Origin of the sequence: Mucilaginibacter ginsenosidivorans, assembly GCF_007971025.1 — a bacterium.
Classification (GTDB): domain Bacteria; phylum Bacteroidota; class Bacteroidia; order Sphingobacteriales; family Sphingobacteriaceae; genus Mucilaginibacter; species Mucilaginibacter ginsenosidivorans.
The window spans coordinates 3,879,342-3,896,709 of record NZ_CP042436.1 but is presented as its reverse complement, the minus strand read 5'-3'; the positions used below and the strand labels follow the sequence as shown (position 1 = coordinate 3,896,709).

Below are 17,368 nucleotides of genomic sequence, written 5' to 3'. Positions count from 1 at the left end.
GTCGCGGTCATATCTGTTACACCGTCCTTTTTGATGATCTGTATTTGATAGTGATATGGTGTTGAGTCATCAAAAGTTTTATTTTGAAGGTAAATGCTTAATAGAAAAGTTAAGTATCCGCGCTCCGTACAGGTTTACAGCAAATTTTCACAACCAAGCCTGTTTTATATATTTCCGGGAAGGGCAAACAAAAATTACTTCGCCCAACGAACAACAGACCATCAGATCAGGGGAATCAGTTTTGCTGAACTGCGGAAATTATTTTGCCGACCTTTTAAATTATCACGATGCCAAAGCTTTCGAAATACTTGCATTTCACCTGTATACCGACAGCCTGAAAAAAATTTATGCCGATGAAATACCCTACTTCATTAAAAAACCTGATAATAAGGAGTTTATATATAAAGTCGCATCGGTAGATGTGATCAGGAAATTTGTTGAAAGCTTATATTTTTATTTTGACAATCCCGGGTTGGTAAATGACGAGCTTCTGAAACTTAAAATTAAGGAACTTATCCTGTTGCTTATGCAAACAAGCAATGCCCAGTCGATAATGGCTTTGTTTTCAAATCTATTTACACCGAGGTTATTAAATGTAAAGGATGTTGTCAATAGTCACTTATTTTCAGACCTGTCTATTAATGATCTGGCCAAGCTGTGCAACTTAAGTGTATCCACCTTTAATCGCACATTTCAGGATATGTTTGATGATACCCCTGCCAGCTACATAAAAACAAAACGGCTGGAGCGCGCGAAAGAATTGCTTTTAGTGAGTTCATTGTCCGTTAGCGAAATCGCGTTTCAAACCTGCTTTAACGATGCTGCCCACTTTTCAAGGTCGTTTAAAACCGCTTATACTTGCTCACCAACGGAATTCAGGTTATTACAGAAAACAGGTAAGGCGTAACGTGACGAAATTATTCAGCATTTTGATTTTTTTATTCAAATAACTCCGAAAATCACTTCCCATTTTTGATGCTAAGAAGCTAATTAGTATTACAAAATGAAAATCACAAAATTCATCTCAGGATTCCTTGGAATTGCATTATTTACGTTCGGTGTCTTAAAATTTTTCAACCCGTTCAAAGGTTGGTATACAACCCAGATATCCAATAGCGGTTTAGGAGATTTTTCCTACACCATCGGTATTTTAGCTGAAATATCCATAGGTACAGCATTTATTTTACTTTTTATATTTCAGTCGAAGATTTCTGGCAAATACTTACCGCTGATGGTCATTACAGCGTCGACTATTGTAATCTTTATTATGTTGACAGGCATCTATGTTCATCTGAACCCTAATGTACCTGCCGACGTGTTACCGCTGAAAATTAAACCTCCTTTTATTCCCGGCTTTTTTCTCGCCCTTGCAGTAATAAATATTTTCCTGTCTGTAAAGCAATACAGACAATACAATATTAAACCGGTCCTTAAAAATAAGCAGGTCAGTTAATCCGAATAGAAATATATCTTGCAGGCTGGTGCTAATAACTATTAACTCTTAATAAGTCAAATAGGCCTGGCAGCATTTACAAGTTGCCGGGCCTAAGTGCATACCAAAGTGACATAGAATGGAAAAGATTAACTATTTGCGGCGTCAAACGCAGATGAGTCCTCATAGAAACGATATTCTGAAATCTTTTCGTTTTTGACGATACACATAAGAGCCCAATTGCTGCTGAAAAGCTTCCCCGTCGCTATCACCTTATGTGTAAAGTTCCCGTTCGCAAAGGCAACCTGGTCGTTGCCTATTAAGTTTTGTACTGAAAATTCCTGGGGGCTAAAAGTTTTGCTAAAATTGGACAAGAAACCAGCCGCCCCCTTTTTACCGGTATAGGTGCCATACAGGTCTTCAGCGTCCCTGTTTTCCGATGGCCTTACCAATATAATTTGCGCTTGTTCGTCAAATAAATTGATCGCAGCGTCTGAATCGCCTTTTCCAAGTGCTTCAAAAAAATTGCTTACAGTTTTGGTCGATTGATCTGATGTTGTCATAATGCTATTTATTTACAATAATTGCTAATTATTTACAATTACAAAAGAGCATATATTTATGTAGATTTGCATCATTGATTGTAAATAAATTGCAAAATATGACACAAAAAAAAGACTTGTCTTTTGATTACGATTTTTTAAACAGGCTTATAGTAGGGATAGGGGAGGTCGCACAACTAACGGGAATACCTGCGCGACAGATACGTTATTGGGAAGACAAAGGAATAATAGCAAGCATTACAGAAGAGGAAGGAAAGAACCGGCGATACAATTATGAAAATATCAAAAAAATATTACTGATAAAGGAGCTTTTGGATGAAGGGTATACGCTGGATGCCGCCGCAACCAAAATACAGGCCCGCATGCAGATGATAGAGCAGACCTTATTGAAATTGAAAAAATAACAAAGGAAACAGGGTCGTCAAAATCTCACATATCTGGCGATGAGTTCCTTGTCGATATGCTTTTTACGCGCTTTTTTGGCCTGTTTGCGCAAAACAAATTCGAGCACACTCATCCAGCCGGGCAGATTGCTTTCACTAATGTCGAATAGCCAGGCGAGCGCCAGCTTATCTTTAGGGAACCCATTCGGTTTGCATTGTCCGTCGTTGGCCAGGCCGTAGCCGATCTGTAATGAACGTTCGAACCCCTCGCTGGCCGGTCGTAACTCAACAAGAAACTTACAGGGCGAGCCGCTACGATTCCTGAACAGGTGGTTCACATTCGGTTCAGCGGTAGCCGATTCACCGGGCTTTAGGATGCGCATCTTTTTTCCCAGCGCTATTTGTACCTCGCCTTCGATACAATCAAATTTTTCGCTGTAAGTTTTGTGATAATGTAAACCCACGCCTCCGCCATCGGCAAGCTCAACTTCGACAAGGGTATATTCGCCATCGGTTTCGGCCGACGTTTTTAAAAACGTTACATGATCTTTCTGGATTGGATTATAAATTTTTCGGATGCTGGTATCCATAGTTTAGTGTTTAAAATCGGTATGAACAGGTATTAGTAAATATTAAAATTATATCTTTTTCGATAACATACGGGAGAATTTATCGGTTTGGTTTTCCGAAAAAGAGCTTTTGGGAATATTGTTGCCCGGTGCAGGATTCAAGTTAGAATACGGGCCAAAGGATCGCCGGGCAGCAGTACTTAGGCTGTTCGATCAAGTAATTTGACGACATGCCGGTTTCACGTGCAATTAGTTATTAAAATGGATTAAACCGTGCTCAAGATGAAAAACCTGACAAACTTCCGAAAAATTGGTCTTTGGTTCCTGGTACTATCTGTCTGTAGTGCATTCTTTACCTGTAAAAAAGGCGGCACCGATCCTCAAAAGCAGGCTGCAAACGCTACCTCGCATATATGCGGGCAGGTAAATGGCGTTCAGGCTATTTACTGGGACCTGATGAATGGTATACCGCGTACAGATATTCCCGGTGGATTGCCTACTATCAAAAATATTGGCGGTACTTATAGCCACCCTCAGTTTCCGCTGCTTAGTTTTATTTATCCGGCAGGTTACACACCACAAACCGATGGGACATCGGGCGCAGTAGGGGTAAACCTTATTCGGAATGACCAAAAAGCCATTTGGCGCTATACCAGTATTTTTTATAACGGGAACGCTTCAGCGTCGCAAGTGCTTAACAGTGAGGTAACGCAGTTGAGGGCATTCTTAGGGAGTACCGGCGCAATAGCAACTGTTTGCTCCCAGCAAAGTACATTGCCGCGTGCTGCCGGAATTTCGTCCAATATTGCATCTGCTTTTATCAACTTTGATGGTTTTACAGCGGTCTTGAGCGTAAGCATCACCACAGAAACAGGGCTGGGCGCCGAGCAGATAAACATTACCGTAACCGCGGCACCAACCAATGAGTTCAGCAACGAGATTCTGAGTACCTTCCTGCCCATCGATTATGAGTTACTTTATACGGGTAATGGTGAGCTTGATTCAGATGGAGATGGCGTGCCTGATAGCCAGGATGCCGCACCCTTTGATCCCACCAAACATTAAGAGATTTTGGACTGATCTTATTTCCTGTTATTCGCCGTTTTTTTATTTCGGCGAACAACGGGATTTTTCTATTTTTGCAACCCGATATTCTAACAGGAGAGATGTCAGAGCGGTTCAATGTGCCTGATTCGAAATCAGGTGTACTGTAAAAGGTACCGGGGGTTCGAATCCCTCTCTCTCCGCAAGTTTCAATAGCAAAGTACATTAAAAGCTTGTAAATCAAATGATTGCAGGCTTTTGTTTTTGGGGTAAATGCCCGTTTTATCCACCATTTCGCATATAAAAAGTGCGCTATTCGGTGAGTTAATTTTTGAAAATACTTACTCACCAATATCTACGTATCATTTTGATTGTCAACCTGTTCAAAAGTTGAACATCTTGCACAGACCTGATTGCAAGCTTAATTTTGTTTCACTTTTTAATGTCAAAACATTATGAAAACTAACTTCAGCTTGCTTTTTTATTTGAAGAAGCCAAAAAACTATCAAAGCGGCCTTGTGCCTATTTATTTGCGGATTACTGTTAACGGTAAACGGGCAGAAACCAGTACAGGCCGTGAATGCGAACCTGCCCTATGGAACAGTACCGCAGGACGTTTTAAAGGCACAAAAGAAGGAATCAAGTCTTTCAACGCCTACCTCGATAACCTGCAAGCCCAGGTTTACGATGCGCATGGTCAATTAACCGAAGCGGGCGGTATGATTACTGCCGAAAGTTTAAAAAATAAGCTATTAGGCAAAAGCGAAAAATCCCGAATGCTTATTAGCCTGTTTAAAGACCACAATAAAAAGCTTTCGGCTTTGGTTGGTGATGAGTATGCAGCCGGGACATTGGAACGCTACGAAACCTCTTTAAGGCATACCCGGAGCTTTTTAGAATGGCAATACAAAGTTTCGGATATTGACATTAAGCAGATTGACCATGACTTTATAACCAATTATGAATTTTACCTGCGATCTGAACGTAAATGTGCCAACAACTCCGCTATCAAATACATTAAGAACTTTGGCAAGATCATCCGCCTTTGTTTAGCAAGCGGCTGGCTGGATAAAGACCCTTTTGTAAATTACACAGCCAAAGTTAAACGGGTTGACAGGGTATTTTTAAACCGGGAAGAGTTACAGGACATAGCAGATAAAGTGTTTCCAACTGAACGGCTTAACCAGGTGAGGGATATTTTTCTTTTTTGTTGTTTCACAGGACTGGCTTATGCTGATGTGAAAAAATTGAAGCCTGCTGAAATAGTAAAAGGGCTTGACGGGGAGATGTGGATTTATACCAAGCGGAAAAAAACAGATACGCCAAGCCGTATTCCTTTACTGCCATCTGCATTAGGTTTGATAAAGAGATACGCAGATCATCCACTTTGTTGCAATACAGATAAAGCCCTCCCAGTATCTACTAATCAAAAAATGAATGCCTATTTGAAAGAGATTGCAGATGTTTGCGGCATCAATAAAGTACTCACGTTTCATATTGCCCGGCATACATTCGCCACTACGGTAACGCTGTCTAATGGCGTACCCATTGAAAGCGTATCAAAAATGTTAGGCCATACCAATATCAAAACAACCCAGCACTATGCCAAAATCTTAGATTTAAAAGTAGGTCAGGATATGGCATTGCTTAGGCAAAAGTTTGTTATTGATTAGCCTAAGTACCAGTTTGAGGCAGCTTTGTTTTACATTCCTTATTCACCGCCACAGCGAAGATAGCCCACGCCGGGATAAAAAGTAAAGGGTATATAAACGGACAGATGTGTTTTGTTTTTTTATTGGCTTGCCCGCCCTTGACATTTTACCCGGCTTTGCGCTGTTAGTTGCTTAACGGCTGAATAAGGACTGGTTTGTTCAATAGCATTAGAGGCTGCCCGTAAATCTTAATGTCCAAACGCGGCAGCGTGGGGAGCAAGCGGAAGTTGGGCCGAGCCCTACTTTGCTTGCCCTACGCTTCGCTACGGGGGTTTTGAGTATACCCAAAGTATACTTTGCCCCCCTCACGATAGTTTAAAGGCCGTTTTTGCCATGGTGAAGGGTATACTTTGGTAAATGAGACAGGTTAAAAAACAGGTTTATTAAAAACAATTTTCATTGAAAGCGAGAATGTGTTTTTGATAAAACCCATATACTTTAATAATGAAATTCCTTCTTTTAATTCATCTATATTGCTATAAAACCTACCCGACATCTTGTATTTCAATCTACTGTCTTTAACTAAATAAAAACACTTATAACTCCCATATTTATCCTTTACTATAGTATCTATATAACCGTCGAAATAATCAAAAGGATAAGTGTTTGTGATAGGAAGTAAAAACATTTTAAAGGAAATTGTTTTTAAGTCAGAGTCTATAATTGTCGTCTTATAGTTCAATTTCATCTGCGCTATAATAAACAACGGTGAAATCACGGTAAGGAAAATACCTATTATACCTAAACCCGAAAATAGAGGTGTAGGATGTTTGCCAAAGTATATCGCATAGAACAAAAAAACACAAAGGACCAACATTCCGGTCATCACAAACTGTCCAATGAATTGGTAAGTATCAAATTTCGATTTAATCATTTTAAAAAATATCGCTTACTAATATAAATTAATTCAATCAATATACTATTCTTTTCATTGCAACCATCGGGAGCAATGGCAAGTTTGCCCCGAGCCAAAGGCATCGGGGTGGTTATTGTGGTAACAAAAACACAAACTTGCTGCTTATTGGCGGACTAGATTATTAAACGGGCATAGTCGTTCAGATGATCCTCTGTTAAGCAACAAAAAGCGGACGAAGGCAGGGCTGTCAAGGGAACGTGGAATAAATGGCCATGTGCGTGAAAGGCTTGCGGGTTTATGCCGCGAAAGCCCTTTACTGCCCTGCCTTCGCAGGCTACCTTTGCGATTGCAGATGATCAGCATAATAAGCTGCAAATAATCTGTTTTACAAATTCCCAATCGCTATATTTGTACTACAAGATTTGCAATTAATCTGTACAAAAAAAGTGGTGAGTATTTCGGTGAGTAAGAAATAAAATCCGCATAACATATTGAATGCCAAGTCGGTTTAAGAGGCAAACAAATCCCTCTCTCTCCGCTTTGCGATATAATAGCCTGCTAAAGCATTGATCCTTAGCAGGCTATTTCTTTTGAGCATCTTCTGTGCATAAATAATCCATATAAACCCGATATAAATTCTTGATGATGAAGTGATTATGGATGGTCGTAAGTTCGAACTCTTTCTTCAGTAAAGAAAGACGCTGTTTGGTTAGTTATAGTAACCAATATTGCAATTACCACTAAACCTCCCGTCATTATATATACCTCAAAAGAAAATGAAAATAAATTTGCGCAACTCAAAAGTTGCATATATATTTGCAACCTGAAGGTTGCGCATTTATAATTAACAATGAAACAAGATATATTCCAGGCTATATCAGACCCAACACGCAGGGCTATTTTAACGTTGATCGCTATCCAGGCATTGACACCAAATGCAATGGCGGAAAAATTTGCTATGACCCGTCAGGCGGTGTCAAAACATATTAAAGTATTGCACGAGTGCGAATTGATAAAGCCTGAGCATAGCGGCAGGGAGATATATTATCACCTGAATGCAAAAAAAATGCAGGAGTTTGACCATTGGCTGGCCCAGTTCAGGCAAAACTGGCAAACTCAATTTAACCAACTCGATCAATTATTAACAACAATTAAAGAACAAAAACAATGAACAACGATTTGCTATTTGATTTTAACGTTGACAAAACCGCGAAAATGGTTTATATAACCAGGGAGTTTGATGCCGGGCAATCTTTAGTATGGGATGCCTTTACCAAAGCCGAGCTATTGGATCAATGGGGGGCGCCTGCACCTATGCGCGCAAAAACCAAGTATATGAATTTTGAAGTAGGCGGGCGGCGATTTTATGCGATGATAACCCCGGATGGGGAGGAGCGGTGGTCGGTGCAGGAATTTACTTCTATTACACCGAAGACTAATTTTAAGATGTACAATGCGTTTTCAGACAAAGACGAAAACCGTGAACTGCCGGGTTCTGAATGGGATCACAATTTCAGCGAAAAAAATGGTATAACCAGGGTTGACATTACGATTTATAACGAATCGTTTGAGCGATTGGAAAGATTACTGGAGGGCTTCAAAATAGGCTTCACCATGACATTGAAAAACCTGGAGGAATTATTGGCCACTTTATCTCAGAAATAACAAAAAATAAAAAACTTAAAAATAAAATTATGAAAGCAATTAACCCCTGGATCAACTTCAACGGAAATGCGGAAGAAGCATTCACTTTTTACAAATCAGTTTTCGGCGGCGAGTTCGCCAAGATCATTCGTTTTGGCGACCTGGCGAGCGATGAATTTCCGGTGGCCGAAAATGAAGCCAACAAAATAATGCGCATTGCCTTACCTATCGGCAAAAACAATGTGTTAATAGCCAACGACGTCCCCGCATTTTTGGGGCGGGTAGATGAAAACGAAAACCGGTCGAAAATTGCCGTTAGTGCCGACAGCCGTGAAGAAGCCGAAAAAGTATTCAATGGCCTATCGGCAGGCGGAAACGTTGAAATGTCTATTGACGATAGCCCCTGGGGTACCTACGCCGGCATGTTCAGAGACAAATACGGTATTGAATGGATTGTGGAATTTGACCCTAAATTATGATGGACAAATTTAACCAAAGAAAAAAACGCCTCCTTACAAGCTCGAGTTTTTCGAAGCTGGTGGTATCCAGGCCTATGGCCGTTCGGGCGGTGGAGTAGTGCCGGATGTATACTGTTGTATATCCCCGTTGCAAAGACTTACGTTTTTTTAGCGACTAATATCGGGACATTGTTTGCCGGTGACCTGCCGGTTAAAGCCAGTCAATTGAATGATGAGTTATTGATTGCCCTATTGCAATAAATGTTTGTAATGATGCTATTGGCTGTATTACAGCGAGTTAGAATAAGATTTGATTTCTTTAAAAAAACTTAACGCTGTATTTGGCAATTCGGCCCGGTTTTGTACTTTTGCCCCCGGAGAGTTGGCAGAGTGGTCGATTGCGGCAGTCTTGAAAACTGTTGAACTGTGAAAGGTTCCTGGGGTTCGAATCCCTAACTCTCCGCCAATAATATTTAGAACAGAAAACGCTTTAAATCGATGATTCAAGGCGTTTTCTGTTTTAGGGCTCGGTATCGTCATGAAGAAAATTGACACTTCAATATTTATTTTATCTAATGATTAACCCAACCCATCCCTTTTTGGCAACAGAGCAGCATCCCGCCTGTTCTGTTTCATGGGTCCAAACAACTTGGATGAAATTTTCTTTTGTAAATGAGTACAACACTAATTTCCATTTTTAAGGGTATGAGTGAGATGACTTCTTTCAGAAGTAGTCTCCATTTACAAGGAAAAGAACCTGCTGTTTGATAATGGCATATTTTGTGACAACCATTATTGAATTCTCGTCGTAAGCAATTTATCATTGCAAGTAATTAAACCACCTGTAATCTTCAACAATAAATATTTCTATTAAATGATAGAAGGTTTAAATAAGGAAAAGCCAGAGGTAAGGCTTCGCGCATTCAGGGCAATTGATGAACCCGAAACCTGTGAGTTGTTTATTGAAGGGCATACTCATGTTTTAACCAGTATTGGAGTGACAAAGGTTACATCATCTAAAAATGAATGGACAAAAAATCCAGCGGCTTTTGTGATGATCGTAGAATCATTGGACGGGAGGAAAGTATATGGTGGTGCAAGAGTACATGTTGCAGGTGGGTCGGAGCTCCTGCCTATAGAACAAGCCACATGTACCATAGATAGTAATGTCTTTAATTTAGTCTGGCGTTTTGCGCAACAGGGTACCGGCGAAGTATGCGGGTTATGGAATTCGCGTGAGATTGCCGGATACGGAATTGGCAGTATATTTTTAGTTCGTACCGCTATCGCAATTTCCAGCCAGATAGGTGTGCAATCACTTTTTGCGTTGTGCGCCCCATATACTATACCGGCCGCCGAAGCTGTTGGTATGGAAAAAGAAAAAAGCATCGGTAACGATGGAACATTCTATTATCCAAAATTAGACTTGATTGCCACGGTTATGTTATTGAAAGATGTACCGACCCTAAGTAAGGCTAATGCAGAAGATAAAAATGCCATTATGCGAATCCGGGAAAATTTAAATATAACCCGTGTAGAGGCATTAAGAAGAAAGGAAATAACGATCCATTACGAAACTCAAATCCCTTGCCTGGATCAATGGGACCTGAATGCGGCCATTTTACAAGCGGAGAGTTTATTTTTGAAATCAAAAGTAAACCAGCATGACCCAGATGTAATTTAATCTTTGCTTAACTATTTCTTGTAGGTTTAATTTACTATCTTTCCGATATTAAACGTACACATACCCGATGAAAGCAGCTGCCGAAGACAAGCTTATTTATACTCCGGAATTTTTCAGGCTAAATATTCCTGCTGAAAAAAAAGCCTTCGACGATTTACGTACAGCAAATAAGCATTTGTTTGAGCACGACGAGATTTATAGCCAGTTGCGGGAACTTATTAAGAGTCAAAACCCTTCCGTTAGAATAAAGAATGATGAATACGAAAGCCGGATCACTAACCATTTGGGAGGTGCTGCCATTAGGGAGTATGGGGTATGGGTTTATTATCCATGGAGCCGGCGCCTTATTCACTTACTGGACGAGGACGAATTCATCGAAGTTCGCACCAACAGAAACCAGTATAAGATAACAAAAGATGAAAGGAGCATACTCGGCAAAAAGAAGATCGGCATTGTTGGTCTCTCGGTTGGGCACTCCATCGCGCTTACGTTGTCGATGGAACGCGGATTCGGGGAATTGCGATTGGCGGATTTCGACACGCTTGAATTGAGTAATTTAAATCGGATAAAGACAGGGCTTCATAATATGGGCATCCCCAAAGTCGTGATAGCAGCCAGGGAAATAGCAGAAATTGACCCCTTTCTGAACGTACGTTGTTTTTTTGACGGGTTAACAGAAGCCAATATGGATGCTTTTTTTACTGGTAACGGTAAACTTGATCTGCTGGTTGACGAATGTGATGGTTTAGATATTAAAATAATATCGAGGCTTAAGGCACGGGAATTGAAAATACCTGTGGTAATGGATACCAGTGACCGCGGTATGCTTGATGTTGAACGTTTTGATCTGGAGCCAGACCGGCCTATTTTACACGGAACGGTACAAAGCGTTAATCCTGAAACGATAAAAGAATTGACAAATGAAGAAAAGATACCGGTTATTTTACAAATGCTGGGGGTCGAAAACCTTTCTTTACGCGCCAAAGCCTCTATGGTGGAAGTGGAACAGTCGATCAATACCTGGCCGCAACTTGGCAGTTCAGTAACTCTGGGGGGAGCCGTTGGAGCAGATGTCTGCCGGCGCATCCTGCTGGATCAGTTTCATCAATCTGGCAGGTATTATATTGATCTTGAAGAACTTATTCCTGAAAAAGGAGAAAAAGCTCAGCAATCGGCTGCCCCGGTAAATCCGTTTTATCCGTTGTCCGACGAGGCGATGAGGGTTTTGATTAATGGATCACAATTTGAAAAAATAACTAATTGCATAATTCCCGAACCTGAAACAATACGGAAACTTATACATTCGGCGTGTGCTGCTCCTTCAACAGGTAATGACCAACCGTGGAAATGGTTATATGACAAGGGTACGTTGTATCTTTTTCACGATGAATACCGCTCTTTTTCTTTTGGTGATTTTCAAAAGATGGCGTCGTTTATTAGCCTGGGGGCAGCCTATGAAAACTTATATATTGCTGCACTCGCCTTAGGAATCGAACCAATTCTGCAATTTTTGCCTAATAGATCAAGTGAAAAACTGGTGGCAGCGATTAACTTCCGGCAGATTTACAATACTGATGAGTCGTTTTTTTTGAGGCCCTTAAGTAAAAAAATATATGAGCGGGCCACCAACAGGAACTCAGCCCCGAAAGTAACTATTCCATTGAGTACATTGAATATCTTAGGCCAGTTTGCGGAATCAATGGCCGATGCAAAAGTGCTGTGGTTTACAGATGAGGACGACCTGGCCATATTTGCAAAGATCATTGGCGCTTGCGACAGGATAAGGCTGTTAAATAAAGCGGGGCATTACGATTTTGTCCATAGGGAGATGCGTTGGACAAAGGAAGATGCAGATAGTTCAAAAGATGGCATTGATATCAGGACATTGGGCCTCAGTAATTCTCAATTGGCTGCACTTAGCGTTATAAAGGATGAAAATGTGATCAATGCGTTAAAAGGCTTTGACGGGGGGCGCGCATTTGATATGCTTGCCAAACAAACCGTAGCTAATGCGTCTGCCCTTTGTATGATCACATTGCCGGAGTATAATTTAAGGAACTTCTTTGAGGGTGGTCGCTCTATGGAAAGGCTCTGGCTGGCTGCGACAGATCTTAACCTGGCTGTTCATCCGTTAATATCGCCCTTTTACCTTTTCCCGAGAATTACGCATAGTGATGGGGAAGGGTTAGATCCTGAAAGCATCATTGAATTAAACGAATTAAGAGACAAATTCGTCAAATTAACCGGGCTTGATGATAACCGCGCCGAGATATTTCTGACAAAAATTGCTGTAGCACCAAAGCCGGTGGTGAAAACACAAAGATTACCAATTGAAAAAGTATTGACTATAATAGAACATTAGCTGTGTATTATAAAATAAAGCCGGCTAAATTCATCATACCTGAGCTGATCGTGAAATGAAACGAATTTATTTTTCCTTTTTATTGCTTCAAATATTTTCAGTAAAATCATTTTCGCAAACCCCTGTCGTATTTAAAGGGGACAATTTGATTATTGGTAATCATGTTTCCATCCTGGAAGATCCCCATAATCATCTGCCTTTCCAGGACGCAAGGATAGCTACGGGCTATGTACCCTCAAAAAGCGAAGTGCCTAATTTAAATTTAAGCAAGTCTTATTTCTGGCTCAAATTCTCGGTAAAAAATATGAGTCCGGAAAATCATCTTTTGCTATCTATAGATTATCCTACACTGGATTTGTGTGAATTTTATTCTTTTTATGGTAATAAATACATGGTCCAACAATTCAACGATACTGTACCATTCAATAACAGGAAATACAAGCATCAAAACTTTATATTTGATATTTACCTTCCCCAAAATACTACCGGAACCTTTTATCTGAGAGTAGGCAGCAGCGAACAGATGGTTTTGCCCCTCATCCTGGGGACCCCCCAAAAAATAGCGGAATCGATGCTTACCCACGACCTTGTGTGGGGTGTTTTGATCGGCCTTATTATGGTGATGATACTATATAACCTGTTTATTTTTATCTCGACAAAGGACCGAAGCTATCTGTATTACGTTTTATATACTACGTTTATCGGTTTTACACAAACGTCGCTATCGGGTTATACTTATCATTTTATTTTCTACGATAATCCTGTTCTATTTAATAAAGGATTGATCATATTTCCGGCACTGGCGGGTATCTCTGCAGTATTCTTTGTGAGTTTATTTCTCCATACCAGGGAACGTACCCCAAAGCTTCATAAAGTCCTTCCGCTAATTATTATATTATATGTTGCGGCGATTATTCTGAGAATATTTGGTTTCGATCATATCAGTTACAGAATGATTGACATTTCTGCGTTGGCCTGTACGCTTGTGATTTTCTCGGCTGCAATAATAATTTCATTACAGGGATTCAGGCCTGCCCGGCTTTTTTTATTGGCGTGGACCATATTCCTGATCGGTATCGTGTTGTTTGTATTACGTAATCTGGGTGTGCTGCCTTATAACAACTTCACAAATTATACTATGCAGGTTGGTACGGCCCTTGAAATTACCTTATTGTCGCTGGCGCTGGCGGATAAAATAAACATATTCAAGGCAGAGAAAGAGCGATCGCAGCAGGAGACCGTGAATGCTTTAATGGAAAACGAACGGATCATTAAAGAGCAAAACGTGATCTTGGAGTTAAAAGTAAACGAACGCACCGTCGAATTAAGTGAATCGAACCAGGAATTGAACAGCGCGCTTGAAAATCTGAAAGCGGCACAAACCCAATTGGTCGAATCTGAAAAAATGGCATCCCTGGGTCAATTGACGGCAGGCATAGCCCATGAGATCAATAATCCAATAAATTTTGTGACTTCGAACATCAGCCCTTTAAAACGGGACATTGAAATGGTACTGGAGGCGCTAAACGTTATTGAGAATGTGGGGGTATCAGATTCTTCAGCTGCAGATAAACTAAAACAGATAAAAGAGTATAAAGAAGAATTAGACTTTGACTACCTCACAACAGAGATCACGCATCTTATAAAAGGGATCAATGATGGTGCTTCGAGGACCGCCGAAATAGTAAGGGGGCTGAGATTCTTTTCGCGATTGGATGAGGACAATCTCAAAGAAGCCGATATTAATGAAGGGTTGGAATCAACAATGGCTATAGCCAATAATTTGCTAAACAATAAAATAAAAATAATCAAAGAATTCGCCGATCTGCCCAGAGTGGAATGTTACCCGGGGAAATTAAACCAGGTGTTTTTAAATATTATCACAAATGCTGTTTATGCCATACAAAAACGTTTTGGGAAAAACGCGGGTGGTGAAATAATCATCAACACAAGCTTCGATGAAAAGAATATTTCTATAAAAATAAAAGATAATGGAACGGGAATGGATGCTCAAACACAAAAAAAAGTATTTGAGCCCTTTTTTACGACCAAAGACGTGGGAGAAGGTACCGGTTTGGGCATGTCCATTGCCTATAATATAGTAAAGAAACATAATGGAACAATAAATGTTAACAGTGTACAAGGTGAGGGAACCGAATTTATTTTACAAATACCCACCAACTTCACAGAGTAAATAAGAAATCAATTGTAGCATAAGAGATTTACCGATGTTTTCTGGCATCGTAAGCTTTCTTTTCCAAAATTTACGATAATACCTATGTCCATAAACCCAATCAAAGTGGCAGAGAAAGTAAAAGTATTGTATGTGGATGATGAGCCTGATAACCTGTTGGGCTTTAAGGCTTCATTGAGGCTCGATTACCAGATATTTACTGCCGAAGATGTACCCCGGGCCCTGGTTATTCTGGAAGATAATCCTGAAATCAGGGTGATTTTTTCTGACCAGCGGATGCCTGGCAAAACGGGCGTTGATTTTTTTGAAGAAATACGGCGCAGCTATCCCCTCCCGATACGCATTATGCTAACGGCGTATACTGATGTTGAGTCGATAATTGCTGCTATAAACAAAGGGAACATTTTCAGGTTCGTGAAAAAGCCCTGGACAGAAGCAGAGATTATTGGAGCAATAGACGAAGCCAATAAATTTTATCTTGCCAATTCGATGCTGTCTGTTAAAAATGTGGAACTGCAGAAAGCCTATGACGAACTGAACAAGTTTGCCTATAGTGTCAGCCACGACATCAGGGGACCATTGTCCGGGATTTTGGGGGCCATTGATTTGGCAAACGAGATCGACGATGTTGCCGAGATGAAGGAAATGTTGTTCCTGATGAAAAAATCAGTAAAAAAAATGGACGCATATGTTTTAAGTATGCATGACTACTACAGTTTGCAAAGAGGGGAATTAAAGATAACTGAAATTGATTTTAAGAAAGTTATTGGCGAATTGAAATCTATATATTCGGTACTCGCAAAAGTGAATGGGGTGGCGTTTAATATAAGTATTAACCAGGATGGGGTTTTCCGAAGCGACTATGCACCATTAAGGCTTATCTTTAACAATCTTTTATCGAATGCTTTTAAATACCAGGATAGAGACAGCAAAAATAAATCTGTTGAGGTGATTGTTGAGGTGGCTAAAAGTGTGGCGACAATTTATGTGAAAGATACCGGAATAGGTATTTTAGGAAGCCATGTCGGGGAAATATTTAACCTCTTTTATCGTTCAAATTCTTTGGAGGTAGGGTCGGGTTTTGGCTTATACAATGTAAAAAGTGCACTGATAAAACTAAACGGCCAAATAGAGGTACAATCCGTTTTGCACCAGGGGACAACCTTTAAAGTAACTATTCCTTCTATCTGATGAATATAGATTTTTCTTTTATAATAATTGATGATAGCGAACTCGATCGCTTTGTGACTCAAAAATTCCTTGAACTTAGTACTAAATACACTGCCATTAAGGCTTTTGAGAATGCCGAACATGCATTGGAAACAATACGTGAGAATGCCGACGGGAATAGCCCTGTTCCAACGATAATTTTGCTTGATTTGCAAATGCCGTTTATGAATGGGTTTGATTTTGTTGAACAATTTGAAAAATTCCCGAACGAGGTCAAAAATAATTATCGGATCGTCATATTAACTATACTGACGTCTGCAAGTAATCCGGCTGACATATATAAGGTACTAACTTACCCGACGGTAAGCAGGATCATCGAAAAACCCCTTACAAAAGAAAAGCTGCAGTCGCTGCTTATTCAGGTGTAAATAGTTATTTAGCTGTAGTATTATGAAAGGAGCTTTTGTCTTAACAAAAATTCTAATTGATCATTTGAGCCTTCCAGCTTTTCATTCATTTCCTTTAATTGAGCTTTTTCGAGGAACTCCGCATAAGCTCTATTGATGGTCGAATCAAGCTCGTCTTCATTCCATGGTTTGGAAATGTAATGGAAAATTTTTCCTTTATTGACGGCATCGACTACCGCTCCCATGTCAGCATAGCCGGTTAGAAGAATTCGTATGGGGTCCGGGAAATCTTTTAATACCTTTTCTAAAAATTCAACCCCCGTCATTTCAGGCATCCGCTGATCGGTGATAATGATGTTAACCGTGTTAGCTTTCAAAAGCTTCAGAGCCTCATCGCCACTAAGAGCCGTTAGTACACGATATTTTAGCCGGAAAGTGGCCTTGAACGAAAATAGATTGTTCTCTTCGTCGTCTACATAAAGAATAGTTATTTTACTTGCTGACATAACTGTCTTTGCCCGGATAAATTTATCCGTAAAGATAACAATAATGATTATTAACTAATAATTTATGCTTTGTTAACCTGCATGCTCGATTTTTACGTTTTGAAGTTGCCCGAAATATTAAAAGTTAGCGCAACTGAATCGTATCCCCATGAAATGACCCGATAGGAACGATCGGTGGGTATGCCGGATGCCACGGCAGACGGAGAAACAGCGTTATCATATTCGCATAAAGCTATCTTCAACGCCCTCTGTTTGTATGGATAACGTCCCTGCTTTATTATTTATTGCGCGCAAAAAAATATAGTTGAAAAATGATAGTTTGAAGCGCGATACCCTATATTTTTGGCTTGAGACATCAACAAAAGATCACAAGAATGATACCGG

At 40.2% G+C, this 17,368-nt stretch carries 16 protein-coding genes and 2 tRNA genes; 15 read left to right on the top strand and 3 right to left on the bottom strand.

What is annotated here, in order from left to right:
- Nucleotides 1–55 precede the first annotated feature (55 nt).
- Nucleotides 56–907 (top strand): helix-turn-helix domain-containing protein, encoded by an 852-nt coding sequence (locus FRZ54_RS17780; protein ID WP_147033065.1) that lies wholly within the window; start codon nucleotides 56–58, stop codon nucleotides 905–907.
- A 96-nt stretch (nucleotides 908–1,003) separates the two neighbouring features.
- Nucleotides 1,004–1,453 carry a hypothetical protein gene (locus tag FRZ54_RS17775; protein ID WP_187359656.1) on the top strand — a complete coding sequence of 150 codons (450 nt, stop codon included), beginning with the start codon at nucleotides 1,004–1,006 and terminating at the stop codon, nucleotides 1,451–1,453.
- A gap of 128 nt (nucleotides 1,454–1,581) precedes the next feature.
- Here FRZ54_RS17775 and FRZ54_RS17770 read toward each other — a convergent pair whose 3' ends face one another.
- Nucleotides 1,582–1,995, bottom strand: coding sequence for a nuclear transport factor 2 family protein (locus tag FRZ54_RS17770; protein WP_147033063.1), 414 nt, complete (start codon nucleotides 1,993–1,995; stop codon nucleotides 1,582–1,584).
- Nucleotides 1,996–2,093: 98 nt separating this feature from the next.
- Between FRZ54_RS17770 and FRZ54_RS17765 the strand changes: the two genes are divergently transcribed.
- On the top strand, nucleotides 2,094–2,399 hold the full coding sequence (locus tag FRZ54_RS17765) for a MerR family transcriptional regulator (RefSeq protein ID WP_147033061.1): 306 nt from the start codon (nucleotides 2,094–2,096) through the stop codon (nucleotides 2,397–2,399).
- A 17-nt stretch (nucleotides 2,400–2,416) separates the two neighbouring features.
- Here FRZ54_RS17765 and FRZ54_RS17760 read toward each other — a convergent pair whose 3' ends face one another.
- The gene (locus FRZ54_RS17760; RefSeq protein WP_147033060.1) at nucleotides 2,417–2,968 is read right to left on the bottom strand and encodes a cupin domain-containing protein; all 552 of its coding nucleotides are present in this window, start codon (nucleotides 2,966–2,968) and stop codon (nucleotides 2,417–2,419) included.
- A gap of 261 nt (nucleotides 2,969–3,229) precedes the next feature.
- On the opposite strand from FRZ54_RS17760, the gene FRZ54_RS17755 reads away from it, so the two are divergent.
- The 12 genes from FRZ54_RS17755 (at nucleotide 3,230) to FRZ54_RS17700 (ending at nucleotide 16,499) form a co-directional block, all read left to right on the top strand.
- Nucleotides 3,230–4,012 (top strand): hypothetical protein, encoded by a 783-nt coding sequence (locus FRZ54_RS17755; RefSeq protein WP_147033058.1) that lies wholly within the window; start codon nucleotides 3,230–3,232, stop codon nucleotides 4,010–4,012.
- A 95-nt stretch (nucleotides 4,013–4,107) separates the two neighbouring features.
- A tRNA-Ser gene (locus FRZ54_RS17750) sits at nucleotides 4,108–4,194 on the top strand.
- Between the two features lie 252 nt (nucleotides 4,195–4,446).
- Entirely contained in the window at nucleotides 4,447–5,664 is a 1,218-nt protein-coding gene (locus tag FRZ54_RS17745) for a site-specific integrase (protein ID WP_147033057.1), read from the top strand.
- 1,745 nt (nucleotides 5,665–7,409) lie between these two features.
- On the top strand, nucleotides 7,410–7,730 hold the full coding sequence (locus FRZ54_RS17740; RefSeq protein ID WP_147033055.1) for an ArsR/SmtB family transcription factor: 321 nt from the start codon (nucleotides 7,410–7,412) through the stop codon (nucleotides 7,728–7,730).
- On the top strand, nucleotides 7,727–8,224 hold the full coding sequence (locus FRZ54_RS17735) for an SRPBCC family protein (RefSeq protein ID WP_147033053.1): 498 nt from the start codon (nucleotides 7,727–7,729) through the stop codon (nucleotides 8,222–8,224). Before FRZ54_RS17740 ends, FRZ54_RS17735 begins: the two co-directional genes overlap by 4 nt.
- 29 nt (nucleotides 8,225–8,253) lie before the next feature.
- Nucleotides 8,254–8,682 (top strand): VOC family protein, encoded by a 429-nt coding sequence (locus tag FRZ54_RS17730; RefSeq protein ID WP_147033051.1) that lies wholly within the window; start codon nucleotides 8,254–8,256, stop codon nucleotides 8,680–8,682.
- A gap of 355 nt (nucleotides 8,683–9,037) precedes the next feature.
- A tRNA-Ser gene (locus FRZ54_RS17725) sits at nucleotides 9,038–9,127 on the top strand.
- A gap of 408 nt (nucleotides 9,128–9,535) precedes the next feature.
- Nucleotides 9,536–10,345 (top strand): hypothetical protein, encoded by an 810-nt coding sequence (locus tag FRZ54_RS17720; RefSeq protein ID WP_147033049.1) that lies wholly within the window; start codon nucleotides 9,536–9,538, stop codon nucleotides 10,343–10,345.
- 67 nt (nucleotides 10,346–10,412) lie between these two features.
- On the top strand, nucleotides 10,413–12,707 hold the full coding sequence (locus tag FRZ54_RS17715; RefSeq protein WP_147033047.1) for an Rv1355c family protein: 2,295 nt from the start codon (nucleotides 10,413–10,415) through the stop codon (nucleotides 12,705–12,707).
- A gap of 55 nt (nucleotides 12,708–12,762) precedes the next feature.
- On the top strand, nucleotides 12,763–14,901 hold the full coding sequence (locus FRZ54_RS17710) for a sensor histidine kinase (RefSeq protein ID WP_147033044.1): 2,139 nt from the start codon (nucleotides 12,763–12,765) through the stop codon (nucleotides 14,899–14,901).
- 84 nt (nucleotides 14,902–14,985) lie between these two features.
- Nucleotides 14,986–16,092, top strand: a complete 1,107-nt coding sequence (locus tag FRZ54_RS17705; protein ID WP_228462527.1) for a hybrid sensor histidine kinase/response regulator — start codon at nucleotides 14,986–14,988, stop codon at nucleotides 16,090–16,092.
- Nucleotides 16,092–16,499, top strand: a complete 408-nt coding sequence (locus FRZ54_RS17700) for a response regulator (RefSeq protein WP_147033043.1) — start codon at nucleotides 16,092–16,094, stop codon at nucleotides 16,497–16,499. The genes FRZ54_RS17705 and FRZ54_RS17700 overlap by 1 nt, the downstream gene beginning before the upstream one ends.
- Nucleotides 16,500–16,519: 20 nt before the next feature.
- Here FRZ54_RS17700 and FRZ54_RS17695 read toward each other — a convergent pair whose 3' ends face one another.
- A complete protein-coding gene (locus tag FRZ54_RS17695) occupies nucleotides 16,520–16,984 on the bottom strand; it encodes a response regulator (RefSeq protein ID WP_147033041.1) in 465 nt (154 codons plus the stop codon).
- Between the last annotated feature and the right edge of the window lie 384 nt (nucleotides 16,985–17,368).